We start from the raw sequence: 14898 nt of genomic DNA, 5'->3' as shown, positions 1-14898 counted from the left end.
GGCTTGCGTGTTGAGAAATACTCTTGCTTTACTTCAATTACTAAATAAACGATTGCGAAGATAAGTGAAGCAATACGAGTTAGAAATAAAAATTCATACTGAAGAAAAAACGTTGCAACTAAAAAACCGATCAATGCCAAAATCACGATTATAGTACTTATATTTTTTTTCATCCTAAACTCCTCATATTTCATTCTTGTCTAAACAATATCTTTTAATACTTTAACTAAGTTTGAATGTAACTTAACTGCACTTAAGTTACATTCACTTCCCCTAGATTAGTATGTTTATTTGTTCCAGATCCTGGCCCATAAACTTCGTGTATCTTTTTTGGGTGTTACCGTTTCAGGTTCGCTTTCTGGCTGCTGTGAAGGCGATTCTGGCGCTTTTAACTCCGGTTCTTCCGGTACTGGTGCAAGTAATTGCTTCTGTTGCTCTTCCATCCGTTCGATTTTCTTCTGCATTTTTTCTAGAATTTCCACAAACATGATATCCCGTTCTTTTTGGCGCTCTTCTTGTTGCTGTATCTGGATTTTCAGCTGTTTCACTTCATTCAGCGTAGCAGCTGCTATGTCGTCGCTATCGCGCTCGCGTGGCGCTACAGAGATGCTCTTTTTTAAACCGCTAGATGCCTCTATAACAGCTTCTTCTAGCGATTTTTTACCGCTATGTACTGCCGCTATCATGCTTTCAATCGCTATGCACTCGCTATCGGTATAAAGACGGGCATTTTTATGGGTTCGTTTGAATTGGATCCCTTCTTGTTCAAGCAAAGCGGAATACTTTCGCAATGTAGAGGGCTGGATATTTAATTTGGCACTTACTTCGCTAGGAGTCATCATCAAATCATCACCACCTCTTTTTTAATACACCACTGGAACTTTTTTGATAGTAAGCAGATGACCTTCTGGCAAAAATAGTTCATCCGATGATTTTATTTTATGTAAGAATACTTGTTTTTTCTCTAGGACTTTGAATGGCACCCTATTAGAATTGACTAATTTTGCAACTTGAAATGTACATCTTTTATGGTTTTCAGCTTTTTTATAAATATACTCCAGCAGAATTTCAGCTTCTTCTTTTGCATTAATTCCATTCTCAATTTCAAGTTGAAGAGGAAAATCGAACCCTTTAATACGTTCATTAGATTCTTCGAAATACAATTCATATTCTTTATAAGCTTCTGGAACCAACTCGATATCAGAGGCAATATAATAAAAATAAGTCATAAATAAATCTCCTTTCAATGATTATAAATAGTAAAAGTGAACTCTTTATAAGTTATTAAAACATGTATAACATATTAGATGTCAGATTATTGAATAGATATGGGTTTACATATCACAAGTTATCAGAAGTAATTAAAAATGTGAGGACTTTGTAGAACAATTTAAGGAGGTTAACCGTCATGTCTAAAAAATTTAACTATTTTGGCTTAGATGAAAAAGAAAGACATACTTTATATAAAAGTAATATGAGATCTATCGAAAATCTGTTTAGAAAAAAGTATATCGAACGACTAGAAACATTTAATAAAGATAGTTTAGATAGTAATCCTGAACCTTTTAGGTTTTTATTAGAAGCGAATTGCTCAATTTTAGTTTTAATACTGCCAATAGAATTTGATAATTCTGTTGCTGCAATCTCTTCTGTTTTTTCCACTCCTGGAACAAGAGAGGAAATTGTAAAAGTCCTATATCCTGAAGATTTGATTGATTTAGATGCCCATGGACATCATAGGACTTTTTTGACGGAGAAAATATTACCTTCTTTAGGTTTCGATGAGTCTCAATTAATTTTTGATATAAGAGAGACTTATAAAAACCACAATCGAAAAGACACAGATAGCTTTATAGATACTGATTTCGATGTAGATTTTTATAATAAATTCGCAAATGTTTCCGGCAGGGTTATTGAGATAATTAATCTCGAGATTAGAAACTTTAAAAAAAATAGTGAAACTAAACTAAGTTATTTCGCTAAGGATGCTTATAAATTTCCTTTTTCACTTCTAGACCTAAAACCTTTAATTGGTTTAGTAAATGATGATGATTTCACTTATCAATTAGATCAAGCTATGGCTGCTTATCATCAGAATTTATTTTTGCCAAGCGCGGCAACTCTAGGTGTGGTCTTAGAAACGCTTTGCCTTAAAATTCTTAAAAATCGTGGAATAAAAGTCAAGACTGGAGACACTCAGCTTGGTAGGTTGATTGAGAGGCTTACTTCTGAAAGCATTACTACTCGTCGAGATAATGCTCGATTAGAAGTTGCGTATAAAATGCGGAATATGGCTTCACACTCGAATCCTGGTGCCACTTTAAGAGAAGATTGTCACCTCATGCTTAATGTTATAAATACCGTAGCTCATGAGTACTTAAAAGATGAATGAAACCAGTTTATATATCATAGGTTATCGAAAGGGAGAAAAATGTTAGAAGACAAATATAAAGACCTCATAGTGAAGTTTCTTACGGGTGAACTATCGGCCGATGAATTTCAACCAGTGTATATGAAAAAATTTAACGAATGGGATGACCGAATGACGGAAGCTCAATTTGAGATTTTAAACGCAGTCTTTGAAGCTGCAGATTGCTACTGGCATGAATGTCTTCCAAGACAAGAAACTACTTTTGAAATTTCCGAGCTGCAACTTCGAAAAGAGGTCACGGAAGCGTTATTTAAACTAAATCAATTGATGGCCGATTAATAGATTATCAATTGACAAAGAGAAAGAAGATGCTAATAACCAGCATCTTCTTTTTTTATGTAACTGCCGATAATTCGGGATATGTAAACTCGTGCTTACTCAAACATATGGTTTAATATTCTAGGTATTTCACTTAATCTTGATTCTCTTTAAAGTTCATTTAAATAAAGGTTTTGAATATAACTTAACTGTCCTTGAGTTACATTCATTTCAGGAATTTATTAGTTATTTTCCTTCCAATTTAACTTCAATTTATTTGTTCCAGATTCTTGCCTATAGATTTCGATTATCTTCTTACCTGTTTTGATATTATTTAGAGCCAACCAAAATAAAATGTTATAGAAAAAAGATGCTGTTTTAAACAGCATCTTTTTTCTATAAGTTATATTAACCTACAGTAAGAAAAATAAAGGTGTTAAAAATCACTCAGACAGTATTTCAATAGCCGCAATTCCAATCTCTTCATTTTGAGGATCTGGTATTAAAAGCTGCGCTTCTTTTTCATAATTATTGTTTAAATTGAATTTGCCTAAGATACCACTGTTGCCCTTGTTGTTTTCAATAGGACCTAATACATAAAGAGCATTTCCTTTTACAAATGCTTCTACATAAGGGAATTCCACTTTATAACTTTCTTGCACTTTCAAATCTCTATTAAGTTCTGTAATCAACATGCCCAGTTCGTCATGAGCAAATGTAGCCAATAATTTGTCTTCAGAAGCCTTTATGACTGCTGTTACTTCGTAACCCTGGCTTGGCACCTCAATATAGGAAACATCTAAAGTAGCTTGATTGATAACGGTTAACTTGCCTTTAGTCGAAAAAACTGCGTTTCCTCCGATGAATTCAACTGTTTCTGCAAATTGCTGTACTATTTCTACTTTACGAACCATTTCTCCAGTCTTCAAATCAAAGATATATACCCCACTTGATTGATCTGAGTTGGCTAAATCTGCAAAGGCATATACATACTTTCCATCTGATTTTGCTATGCTTACATAGCCTTGTAACGTTTCATTGATTACTTCTTTGTTTTCGTACTCCACTACTAATTGATTCTTTAAAGCATCCTCTGGATCTTTAAATATAACAACTTTTGTTTCATCCGAGTAATCAAAGTAATTGGTAAGGTGAAGCGCTTTTTCATCTTTCAAAGTGCCATCCGAAGGATTATACGAGAATAAACTCCTTGTCTCAGTTCCATTTAGCCAAAGGTGTTTGTAAGGGTCTTCTTTTATGTTGCCTATGCCCATTAAATCGTCAAGAGTATACTGCATTTGATTCTCACTATTCAGGATTAATATTTCGCTGCCTTTATAGAATGGACTGGAGTAAAGAACAGCAAACTTTTGCTCAATCGTACCTAGATTTTTTTCATTTCCAAATTCTTGGTAAATAGAGGAAGGAGTTTCGTCCATAGGAATAAGCTCGCTGCTATTTTTAAAATCTTCTTTTACAGTATCAACTTTTTTTTCATTTAAAAAACTGATAAATAGAAATCCAAGAACTATAAGTATGGTAAAAGATGCTGTAAGAATAATTTTTTTTTGTTTTTTCATTTTTTTCCTTTCAAGAAAGAAGCAGAAAGCTGAAGTACAATTCTGCACCAAATCTTCAATTATCATTTCACGTAATACACTGCTGTATCACTGTCTCATGTAATATCATTTGACGTAATATGCTGTTGTATCCCTGTCTTGTACAATATCATAAGGAGAAACTAGCTTATCAAACCCTCCATTGATACCATGACCAGCTCGTTCATAAGCTCTCCAAATAAGCGACGAGCAATAGTAAGCGTCCATTCTTTCTGGTTTAAAAAATGACCAATTATAAGGTTTTCCTTTCTGATCTCCAGCAAATGTTCTAGCAATTTCTTTTGCTTGATAAGTAGCTTTTGTAACTTTTAAGGCAATCATCGTCTTCATTTTTGTATTGCTAGGTTTCCACTTGTCTATCTTCATCAAAACTACTCCTGTATCGTTGTAAGATTCCATAGTATACTCATTGGCCCAATACACAATCGCAGCATGCCCCCATCTGAAACTGGAGTATCCATTATCCATTGTAACTAAAATGTCGCCTGGTCTGAAGTCAGGAGTGGCAGAAGTTGAGGCTTCTGATTTTGTGATACCCTTATCTGCTGCAACTTCGCTCCAATTGTTTAGAGCGTAAGCTGCTTCAGCATCAGCGTCAGAATACATTTTGTCTATTTCTGCTTGAGTAGGCTCAGCAGCCAGAACTGAATTATTTCCAATAATTGAGAAACTCAGTAGTACAGTGAAAAAAGTTACAGTTAAAATTTTATTTCTTTTCATTTTGTTAATCTCCCTTTTTTTAAAAAATTAAAAACCTATTTATATTAAACTACATTTAAATTGAATTAGATACATTTTTTTACATAAATAAAATAAATATTTAAAAAATTATTTCAAAATTTCTAAAATTATATATCTGAATTTTCAATTCTAAAATTTACTGTAAGAACTAAAATTAAAATAGAAAAATTTCTAATCCCAGAAGGTACAGAAAAAGTATAAGAAAAATGTTTTTACAATTGCATTGTCAGACTTAGAAAAGCCAAGGGTTTAATTGCTTACACCAAAAGTAATAGCAGTTTTCCCTTATGCTCTTCTGTCATAAAACAGGGGATAAAATAAAAATTACAAAACGAAGAACCTAAAAAATTGTAGAGAAAAAAGATTCAAAGTCGTTTATCTGTTACCAATAAAAGCTCACTACAAACTCATAAATTTTGCCGTGTCTTTTGTTTTTAGGGATTCAATGTTTTAATTATTGTTAATTTTAATCATCATTTTTTATATTTTTTTTGTATTGTATAAAATCTTTTTTATTTGATTAATCTTCGATACAAAATGCTTCGAACAGTCTTGGTAGTGCTGTCATTTTTCTTTTCAGTAAGGAGTTTCATCATGCTTTTAATCTGTTTTAAAAAAAGAAAAAGCTCTAGTTTTTTTATATACCAGGGCTTTTTCTTATAGATTTTAGGGATAGTGTAGAGAAGAATGTAAGAGCATAAGGGAACCTGATATCACTTCCCTTCGGAAGATGCTAAATAGGCTGTGCCTATTGGGTTCTTACACAATTTATTTGATATCACTTTTTTCGCCCTGAGGTATAGTCGAGGTATAGCTCAGGTATAGTTGCGGTATAGTTGCGGTATAGCGAAATACCTCAAGAGGGATAGTCTTTTTTGAATCTTAGTTGATTGATTTACTTTTTTTCTACTTACCGGCCCCTATTTTTTATACCGCAGAAGTGGTTTGCGGTTTGATATTGATTCCCACTTTATTCGTCGCTTTGGGAAGTTGCGACAGACTTATTTGTCTGGCCCTTTAGCTTGAACTTTTTTCCTTTCACTCAACCTGTTTAACAATTGATCTTTCTCTTTGGCGAGTTCGGGGTTCGGTTCAGCTACTTCTTGGGGTTCATTTCGGGACGTGAACCAGTCCGGTAATTTTTCTTGGCGTCCGGTGGATCGTTCCTTCATCGGCTGCAGATCGGCGAACGTAATCTGTCCTCCTGTTTCATGGATCTCCCACGCAGACGTGATTTTGGATTTGATAAACCCTAAAGGGTTTTTGACATTTTTTTCTTCGTTGACATAGCGAATTAGCATTTCCAATTCTAGTTCCGCTTGATCGGAGAAAATAACTAAAGCTCCTTGGTACAATTGACTAAAATAAATACTGTCGAATTGATAACCACTTGCCAATGTATTTAAACGATAACGAATTCCCTCGTTACCGGCTTGTTCAGGTTCTTGTTTTGATTCAGGTAATTTAATTTCTTTTTCGACTGAATGCTTTATCCAAAACTCTATTTTTTCAACTCTACGACCCTTTTTGATCTCCTTATACTCAACAAAAAGATCGGTATGCTCATTTAGTTCCTCAATCGAAGGTAATAAAACTTTATTTTTAAAATTACCGTAAAGTGAATATGCCTTGCTATTGGAACCCATTTTTTCTCTAAGAGAATCCACTGGACATTCCCATTTACCAAGGTGCTGCCATTTTTTCATCAGTTCATAAAGTCTTATAGTATAGCCACTCTTCAAAGATAATATATTGCTCAATCTGTAAGAAGTAAAGGCAGTTTTCAACTGTAATAAATAAGGTTTAAGATATGGAGAAAATGATAATTCAAGTGTTCCTTCCCCTTCTATATATCGCTGACTTGCTACCCAATTTGTTGTAACAAATCCTTTTTCATCAGGGATAAAAAGAGTTTTTTCTTGTAACCTCAGAGCGACCTCTTTAATTTCTTCATATTTTGCATGACCTTTCAGACCCAGCATTTCGCTAAATTCATGAATCGAAATACTGTATTCTTTAAAATCTTTATCATCCGGTTGAATCATAGAAACCATAGTAAGAATAATTTTTTGTTCTCTTGCTGATAAAGTCTTTACGTGCCTGGCTTCAATTAGTTTATTTGATTGAGTAACCATGTGTTTTTCATTCATTTTTCTCTCTCCTTCTAAACAACTATTACCTTTATTTTTTTTTTAATATATTAAATGTTATTTTTGAATTTAAAGTAATATTAAATACTATAATATCAATAAATAGTATTGTTGCAAGGACATTATTACTCTTTATTTAAAAAAGTAATAGTTAAACCCGAAAAGGTAATAGTTAAACCCGAAAAGGTAATAGTTAGAACCCGAAAAGGTAATAGTTAAACCCGAAAAGGTAATAGTTAAACCCGAAAAGGTAATAGTTAGAGCGAAAAAAACCAGTCGTACCAAGGGCTCAGGCCCTCCTTAAAACAGTTAAAACAATTAAAACAAAGTAATTAAAAACACCAACAACACACGAGTATGCGCGAAGAGGTTGGTGGTGAAAGAATAAATTAGATCCAAAATCTGGCATTTCAAAACAAAGAGAAAACCATTCCTAGAAAAGGACAGGTCTTTCTCCATCTTTATCTATTCATTAAACGCTCAAAAACCATCCTAGAATCCTTTGTAAGGTGAAATCTGAATACACCCAAACCCTCTCTTCTAAAAGGCCTTAAAACACCCTCAAATGGATTTTTCCACCAATTACATTTGGATGTTTACTAAAAAAGGAAATTAACGGTTTTTTGTTTCGTCAATATGTTCATAGGCGTCCTTGTTTTCGATCCATTCGCGGTCATGAAGATTGTTCCAGTTCAGCAACAAATGCCCCTGATCATCGCTTTCCAGCTTCCGGATTTTTACCCTTTTGTTGTTCTGACTCATCCGCTGCAACAATTCTTCTGTTGTTCGTTCCTGTTTATCCGTCAAAATTCAGCCTCCTAAAGCTCGTCGTTGTATTTCAGGCATTAGTTTTAACGCCCATAAAGTAAAACCGTTTAGAAACCTTGTAAAAGACGAAAATGAACATGCTGCAGAAACTTTTTTCTGATAGCTTTGAAATAACTACTTACTTGTTGATTAAGTTAAAAATAAATCGTTGCCTTCTTTCTCTTCGTGCAGGTGAACTAATCCAAGGATGTTCTTGCTCATAGGCTTCAATATCACTTTCTAAATACAAAGCGGTTCGTCCATTTGCCACATACTGAATGGGATCTGGAAAGCTGTCTTCCTTTTTCTTATCATGAATGCCTTGTCGTAACATTTTCCACCGGGTTGTTAAATCGGCAATCGTTAATAGTTTTGGAACGGTACTCATCTTCTCAATCCCCTTTATGTTGGCGTTTAAATGAATGATGTAAATTGCAGCAATCAAGAGTGAAAAGAGTGAACGAGTGCCCACTTACGCACTGACACTTGTCAAGTGCATCATTGGGCAAACTTCGTTTGTAAATAATTCTCCGAATTGGACCCGCAGGGGCAATTTTTTTCAAGAGTTTTTGTCAATCCAATCAACCAATAAAGAATGATCCAGGGAACAATCAATACCGTCATCCACAAAAACGAATGGGATAAAAGAGCTGCTGGATGTAACCCGAAAAGGGCCAGTATTGAAAGAGAAAACATCACCAAAAGAACGATCGTTCCTTTTTTGATCATGCTGCATTCACTCGTTTCTGTAGAGAGTGGAAGAGTACTTCGTAAGTTGGAAATGGATGTTTATTAAAGGCGAAAAGCTTTCAAATTGCTTTCGATCTGTTCGTCTGTGATGCCGATATAACGCAGGGTAATCTGCGGATGCGCATGGTTGAGGATATTCTGCAGCTCGGCAATGTCCTTAAATTGCTTGTAATGCCAATAGCCAAATGTTTTGCGCAACGTGTGTGTGCCGATGCCATCCGGCATATCGACCATCTGGGCCGCCTTATTGAGCTGACGATACGCTTGAACGCGTGTAATCGGCCCCATGCCTTTGCGGCTCGGAAACAGCCATTCTGTGCCGTTTAACGTGTCGATGTAGAGGCTCAGCTCGCCGTAAATGTTGCCGAGGTGAATGGTCCGGCGTTTGCCGGTTTTCCCTTCACGCAGCGACACCACCTGTTTACCCTGGATCTCACTCAATTTAATTTTTAACAGATCACCGACCCGCAGCCCCGAATTGATGCCGAGAAGAAACAACATATAGTCTCGTTCGCCGCACCACTTTTTCAAACTCCACTTCATGTCTTCAATCCGATCCAGCGAACGAATCGGCTGGACGTCTTTAATTTCGGCTTGTTTAGTCATTTTTGGCTCCTTTTTTCTTTTTAGTTGGGTACAACAGCGAGATCAGCGCCATCATAAAGAGCGCAAAGAACAAGCGAGCCAATAGGTTCGTGAAGCCCTCCATGATAAAAGTCAACGCGAAAAATAAGGCAAAGACAAAGAAATAGCGATAACGAACCAACATGCAACAATCCCCTTTTGGTTTATTTATTTGTTTTTCGTTGTTTTGCTCCTTCTGTTGGCTGCACAAGCCAGGTCAAGCCTGTTATAAACGCCGCAAAAAGAAAACGAAAGAAGATATTCGTGAAATCGATAGGCAAGAAAAAGGTTGTGCCAAAACAGACCGCAAATACAATCAGATAACGAACATGCATGGACATGTTACTTCCTCCTTTTGTTTGTGAACCTGGTTTTATTTTCAGGAAAAATCCGTATGTAGCGAACTACTCAAGGTGTTTTGGTCAAAAGAAAAAAGAGCGCCGCCAACGATAGACGAGCCCAGTGGAATCAGCGGTTTGAATGTATCTTTTTTTCTCGTAATTTCAGTTTGGCTTGTTTTTTGGATGAAGTCAATAGAATCAGTAGTTTGAATGTAACTTAATTACTATTAAGTTACATTCAAATCAAAGCTAAAATTATCTATTCGTTCTGTTCTTTCTTTTATCAATCAAAACCCAGGCATAGTAAATGGCTAAGCCAACAATCAATAAAAGGGTTGGAATGAACTGCAATTCGATCGGGAGAAAAATATACAGCAGCACTGCTAGTAATCCTAAAGGGAGTACGAAGGCAAACCAAATCCTCACTCTTTTATTTTGAAAACTCATATCGAAACGGTCCACCTGTTTCACCCCTTTTCAAAATGATTGTTTTAGCTTTTAGAAAGCATCTTTTTTGTTCCAGGAACTTTTGATTAGTATTTCAATTAATCCATTCATCGAGCATTTCTTCCGAAAGTTCACCTTCATGAACCTGTTCAATCTCACCTTCTTCATCCACTAAGAAAGAGGCTGGTAAATTACCTACCTGATAGGCTTCTTTGATCGATCCGTCCTTATCAATTAAAACAGGGAAGGTTAGACTGTATTGGTCCACAAATTGTTGTGTGACAAAATCCGATTGCCCTAGATTGATGGAAACAACATTGAATCCATCATTTTTATGATCGGAGTAGGCAGATTCCAAAGCCGGCATCTCCCGCTTACACGGCTCGCACCAAGAGCCCCAGAAATTAATCAATGTCTTTCCTTGGATTTCATTCGTTAAAACAAGCAAATCCCCGTTCAACGTCTCTCCTGCAAAATTGGGAGCCTCTTCTTCTATAAGTGTCAGTGCCGTTTTGGGCTCCTCTCCCATGCTTTTGTAGGCTGCATAGAAGATCATGACAGCGAAAATCCCTAAAATTGCCGTACGATAAATCAATCGCTTCTTTTTTTTGTCCATGTAACTGACCGCCCTGTCCATAATTTTGGAATATTACTTGGAAATGATGGAAATATCCGTTAGTTCTCTATGCTAGAATATCATGGAGGTGTTAACGATGGAAAATGTGACCTTACTAATTGCGTTAGCTGGCGGTTTCTTGGCCTTTATTTCGCCATGCTGCCTGCCCTTATACCCTTCTTTTATTTCCTACATTACGGGTGTTTCCGTGAGTGAGCTGAAAGAGAATAAGCACGTTTCGTTCAAGAAAAAGGTATTGATTCATTCCATTTTCTTTTCTCTTGGATTTTCCGTGATCTACTACATTTTGGGGTTCTCACTAAGCACAATCGGTGGATTGTTTACGACCAATCAGCAGCTCATCCAGATGCTTGGCGGTATTTTTCTGGTGTTTATGGGGCTATTTTTAATGGGCATTATCAAGCCCGAGTTCATGTTCAAAGAAAAACGATTCGACTACAAAAAAAAATCAGCTACTTATCTCAATTCGTTTGTTGTCGGTTTTATCTTTTCCGCTGGATGGACTCCCTGTATCGGACCGATTTTTGGAGCGATTATCACCTACGGAAGCCTGGTTAATCCCGCCCAGACGATTGCTGTGGTAACGGCCTATTCCCTTGGTTTTTGCGTTCCTTTTATCATCATGGCGTTCTTTATCGGAAAAACAAAATTCATCTTGAAATATTCGGCTGGATTAATGAAATTCGGGGGCGCCATCATTGTGCTGCTAGGCATCATGATTTATTTTGACAAAATGTATTATTTGAACATCTGGACAGCTGATTTACAGTATTTTATTGAATCTTGGCTGACTTAAAAGGAACCGTGCAGAAGGAGTAAAAACTCTTTCTGCACGGTTCCTTTTACTGTTTTGAATGTAATTATTTACTTACTTTGCTGTAATTTGAATCTATATGTTATCGTAATATATAAATAAAATTTTTATATATCAATATCGGAGGTGATCTCAGTGAAAATGAGCCACTTACTAATTACATTAATTAGTGTCGTTCTTGTTTTTATCCTAATAAGTAGTACGCAAGACGAAATTACCTGGCCATTATTAATTCTATTATTAGTAGTGGGATTTGTAATAAACTTCTTTATCTCTTTATTATCACGTAAGAAAAAATAAAATTAGTAATTAATTTTACATTTTTGACTTATTTAAATAAATAAGTATAATTATGGTTATTACTTATGGATAAGGAGATGATTTGGATGTTATTTGAGAAAAAAAAGTTCAGTATATTTACGATTATTACTTGTTTAGTAATGATGGTTAGTATTTTATGGACCCCACAGAATACTCAGGCTGCGAGTTTAAATGTAGATGAGGTAGCTAGGATTACTTCGGAATATCTTGTATTGAATGAAAAAGATGGCACGGTAATTATCGAAAGAGAAGTAGAATTGGAATCTCGAATTGGTAAAGAATATTTTAATGAGTTAGTACAAACCTTAGAAAAACTTAATGAAGTTTTAGCAAGTCCAGAAGGTGAAGAGTACAAAAAAGAAATAATAGAAGAAGCAAACTCGAATGTTGTGTCGATGGCTAGAATAAGTGGCTGTGGGGCCGCAACCCTCGCTGGTTTTGCACATACTGGAGCCTTTACTGGGCTTATGACAGTTGCAGGTGTTAGTGGTCCAGCGGGATGGGCCTTAGGTACTGCTGTTGGCGGGGTATGGCTAGCAGGGAGTGCAGCAGCTGGTTGTTTAAAATAATTTATAGATTAAATACTGAGATTTATAATCAAAAGCCCTCCAGCAATGGAGGGCTTTTGAATTTCTTCTTTTTGAAAAAATGTATGTACTTTATAACCCTTTTCGTTGGAATATTTGTCTTTATGGTTAAAAAAATTAATGAAAAGGACCAGCCTATGGAGTTTTATCCCTGACCGGTCCTTTTGAATATACTGTTAGATATTTCAAATTATCTCTGGTTTTTTTTTGTTTTCTTTATAATCCATCTTATAAGTAAAACTACAAGAAGAATAATAACACCATAAACTAAGAATGTGACAAACATGTCTCCCCAGTTAATATAAGATTCTTCAACCAATAGATTTGCTCCTCACTTTAAAACGGTACAACATAAGTTACCGATCTAGAATATCCAACTGCTTGGCCGCCTACATTAGCTCCAGTCAGTTTTGTACCTTTAACATAAGCTTTTCCCCCTGTTTTAGCTGAGTTTAGGCTATGATATGAAGTACTTTGTCGCCAAGTAATAGGGAAGGTTATACCAGTTTGTTCACTCCATACGTTGACTGATTTAACTATACCACCTGTTCTTGAAACTCGGGCGTATGATGAAATAGCTGATACACCTGTCCATTCACGTATTTTATAAGTCTTTACGCTCTTTGAGCTAGAAGTAGTAACAGCAGCTGTAGTGTAAAGATTAGGCGATACAGAAGAATACTCTATCGGTGGTTTAACAGGCCCGATAGTAATAGGTGGACGTGGATCAGTAGTGATTGGCAAAGTAGTAGAAGGCTCATCCGTTATCACTGGAACTAATTCTATTGTGCTACTTTTTCTACTTTCTTGTAACAAGTGCTGTTGAAAGTCCTGGACTGTAGCGAATTGTAGTGCTCCTTCCATAGAAAAATTCCCCATTTCAGATAGTGCAACTGCTTCGAAACCAACACTTTGAATCATTTGGTTGGTTTGAGTAGTAATATTACTTTGTACCTCTGCTGCTTTTACGCTATTCCCATTTAATCCTACGATAGAAAAGAGTAATACTATTGTTATTATTGATAATACGATTTTTTTCAACTTTTTCATCCATCCTTAAACCTTATTTTGTAAAAAATGTGGGTCCCTTTACTAAAGTATCATTTAAATTAGGTATAAACTAGTTATTTTTTTGACTTTTTCAAAAAAAAGGAAAAAATGATATAAATAAGTTATAAAGGGTGTAAAATGATATAAAAATGACTATTAATTATTTTTAACGTCTTTATTTAGGAAGCAGAAAATTTAAATATAATAAGAAGATATTATTAAAATAATAAAAACAAAAGTTCTAAACTAATGTTGGGAATAATTATTAATATTATTGTTTTGATTGAATTAATTTTTTGTTTAGAAAAATATTAAAGCCCTCCATTACTGGAGTGCTTTTGAATGTAACATTATTGCTATTAAGTTACATTCAAAATGCCACTATATCCCTCGATCTTTATCAAACCACTCTTCTCCATTCCACTCGGGAACCATTCCACCTATCGCAGGGAGCGATATTTCTGGATCAGTTGATTGAATAAAACTCAATAATGCTTTTCCTTCAAGTAAGAATTTCCAGGAATTTATCTGGATGATTTCTAACATATCAATGGCCAAATCAGGATGTTTCGCAAGGAAGGACTGATAATGAGTGAAAATCAACAGAATGCCCGTATTGTTTATTGGTAAATCAGATAGACAATCACTAAACGCATCTAGGTTTTCACCGTAGTAAGCTGGAAAATTCAACTTCCTCGCAACTTCTTTATGGAAAAGCTCTTCATCCCATTCTCTACAATCAAACCGGACTATCTCAAACCCTTCAGCTTCGATTTCCCTACTGTTCTTATCTAAAATATCTGTTTTAGCATACAAAACTATACTGCCGTTGAGCATCATCTGTTTCCAAGTAGTTGATTGCACATCCAATTTTTTTAGCCCCTTTTCTCACTTAATCTTGAAAGCATTTTTGAAATCCTATCCCTACGATTCTACTTTTCAAGTTTCTCAAGAATTAAGGATGTGAATGTAACTTAATTCACAATAAGTTACATTCAAATCAAAGAATTTATAAAACTGAAGTTGAACTGAAATTACTTTACAGCATCGTTTTTGTTATATAATTTTTTATAGCTAACGACCAGAAGAATGTAAATAAACACTAGGGATATAAAACTTCTAGCATTGAATCCATCAGTCGCTGAAGTTTCATCAAGTATAATGCATGCCGCTATAGCTAATATGCTAATGACACCAAAGAGAATAAATAATGGCTTGCGTGTTGAGAAATACTCTTGCTTTACTTCAATTACTAAATAAACGATTGCGAAGATAAGTGAAGCAATACGAGTTAGAAATAAAAATTCATACTGAAGAAAAA

The 14898-nt window shown here is 35.2% G+C and carries 18 protein-coding genes; 4 read left to right on the top strand and 14 right to left on the bottom strand.

The genetic code is table 11. The annotated features are described in order from the left end of the window. Window positions 1–287: 287 nt before the first annotated feature. Together AC4EHK_RS19330 and AC4EHK_RS19325 are read right to left on the bottom strand one after the other, a co-directional pair. On the bottom strand, window positions 288–842 hold the full coding sequence (locus AC4EHK_RS19330; protein ID WP_490980355.1) for a hypothetical protein: 555 nt from the start codon (window positions 840–842) through the stop codon (window positions 288–290). A 21-nt stretch (window positions 843–863) separates the two neighbouring features. Continuing rightward, a complete protein-coding gene (locus AC4EHK_RS19325) occupies window positions 864–1229 on the bottom strand; it encodes a hypothetical protein (protein ID WP_490980354.1) in 366 nt (121 codons plus the stop codon). 179 nt (window positions 1230–1408) lie between these two features. Here AC4EHK_RS19325 and AC4EHK_RS19320 point away from each other — a divergent pair, with 179 nt between their 5' ends. Further along, window positions 1409–2392, top strand: coding sequence for a hypothetical protein (locus tag AC4EHK_RS19320; RefSeq protein ID WP_490980353.1), 984 nt, complete (start codon window positions 1409–1411; stop codon window positions 2390–2392). Between the two features lie 39 nt (window positions 2393–2431). Further along, window positions 2432–2710, top strand: coding sequence for a colicin immunity domain-containing protein (locus AC4EHK_RS19315; protein WP_490980352.1), 279 nt, complete (start codon window positions 2432–2434; stop codon window positions 2708–2710). A 422-nt stretch (window positions 2711–3132) separates the two neighbouring features. Here the strand turns inward: AC4EHK_RS19315 and AC4EHK_RS19310 are convergent, their stop codons facing one another. From AC4EHK_RS19310 to AC4EHK_RS19270, 9 genes are all read right to left on the bottom strand, one after another. Then, window positions 3133–4269, bottom strand: a complete 1137-nt coding sequence (locus tag AC4EHK_RS19310; protein WP_490980351.1) for a hypothetical protein — start codon at window positions 4267–4269, stop codon at window positions 3133–3135. A 105-nt stretch (window positions 4270–4374) separates the two neighbouring features. Then, window positions 4375–5028, bottom strand: coding sequence for a YiiX/YebB-like N1pC/P60 family cysteine hydrolase (locus AC4EHK_RS19305; protein WP_490980350.1), 654 nt, complete (start codon window positions 5026–5028; stop codon window positions 4375–4377). Between the two features lie 1022 nt (window positions 5029–6050). Further along, window positions 6051–7199: a replication initiation protein gene (locus tag AC4EHK_RS19300; RefSeq protein ID WP_490980349.1), complete on the bottom strand. Its 1149-nt coding sequence runs from the start codon at window positions 7197–7199 to the stop codon at window positions 6051–6053. 612 nt (window positions 7200–7811) lie between these two features. After that, complete coding sequence (locus tag AC4EHK_RS19295; RefSeq protein WP_490980348.1) at window positions 7812–8006, bottom strand: hypothetical protein; 195 nt, start codon at window positions 8004–8006, stop codon at window positions 7812–7814. Between the two features lie 139 nt (window positions 8007–8145). Next, window positions 8146–8394 carry a hypothetical protein gene (locus AC4EHK_RS19290; protein WP_490980347.1) on the bottom strand — a complete coding sequence of 83 codons (249 nt, stop codon included), beginning with the start codon at window positions 8392–8394 and terminating at the stop codon, window positions 8146–8148. A 404-nt stretch (window positions 8395–8798) separates the two neighbouring features. Next, a complete protein-coding gene (locus AC4EHK_RS19285; protein WP_490980346.1) occupies window positions 8799–9362 on the bottom strand; it encodes a site-specific integrase in 564 nt (187 codons plus the stop codon). Then, entirely contained in the window at window positions 9355–9525 is a 171-nt protein-coding gene (locus AC4EHK_RS19280) for a hypothetical protein (RefSeq protein ID WP_490980345.1), read from the bottom strand. Before AC4EHK_RS19280 ends, AC4EHK_RS19285 begins: the two co-directional genes overlap by 8 nt. Before the next feature lie 19 nt (window positions 9526–9544). Continuing rightward, window positions 9545–9721 (bottom strand): hypothetical protein, encoded by a 177-nt coding sequence (locus AC4EHK_RS19275; RefSeq protein WP_490980344.1) that lies wholly within the window; start codon window positions 9719–9721, stop codon window positions 9545–9547. Window positions 9722–10262: 541 nt separating this feature from the next. Next, window positions 10263–10784: a redoxin domain-containing protein gene (locus tag AC4EHK_RS19270; RefSeq protein ID WP_490980343.1), complete on the bottom strand. Its 522-nt coding sequence runs from the start codon at window positions 10782–10784 to the stop codon at window positions 10263–10265. A gap of 97 nt (window positions 10785–10881) precedes the next feature. Between AC4EHK_RS19270 and AC4EHK_RS19265 the strand changes: the two genes are divergently transcribed. Next, on the top strand, window positions 10882–11601 hold the full coding sequence (locus AC4EHK_RS19265) for a cytochrome c biogenesis CcdA family protein (protein WP_490980342.1): 720 nt from the start codon (window positions 10882–10884) through the stop codon (window positions 11599–11601). A gap of 404 nt (window positions 11602–12005) precedes the next feature. After that, window positions 12006–12509, top strand: a complete 504-nt coding sequence (locus AC4EHK_RS19260; protein ID WP_490980341.1) for a hypothetical protein — start codon at window positions 12006–12008, stop codon at window positions 12507–12509. Window positions 12510–12863: 354 nt separating this feature from the next. Here the strand turns inward: AC4EHK_RS19260 and AC4EHK_RS19255 are convergent, their stop codons facing one another. The 3 genes from AC4EHK_RS19255 to AC4EHK_RS19245 form a co-directional block, all read right to left on the bottom strand. Then, the gene (locus AC4EHK_RS19255; RefSeq protein ID WP_490980340.1) at window positions 12864–13568 is read right to left on the bottom strand and encodes a hypothetical protein; all 705 of its coding nucleotides are present in this window, start codon (window positions 13566–13568) and stop codon (window positions 12864–12866) included. Between the two features lie 390 nt (window positions 13569–13958). Next, the gene (locus tag AC4EHK_RS19250) at window positions 13959–14441 is read right to left on the bottom strand and encodes a barstar family protein (RefSeq protein WP_490980356.1); all 483 of its coding nucleotides are present in this window, start codon (window positions 14439–14441) and stop codon (window positions 13959–13961) included. A gap of 170 nt (window positions 14442–14611) precedes the next feature. Then, window positions 14612–14898: hypothetical protein (locus AC4EHK_RS19245; RefSeq protein ID WP_490980339.1), on the bottom strand; the 287-nt coding region annotated here is incomplete at its 5' end.

Source organism: Planococcus sp. TJ-307 (genome assembly GCF_058268435.1).
Note: the sequence above shows the minus strand (reverse complement) of the source record. Positions and strands in the feature narration are given on the sequence as shown.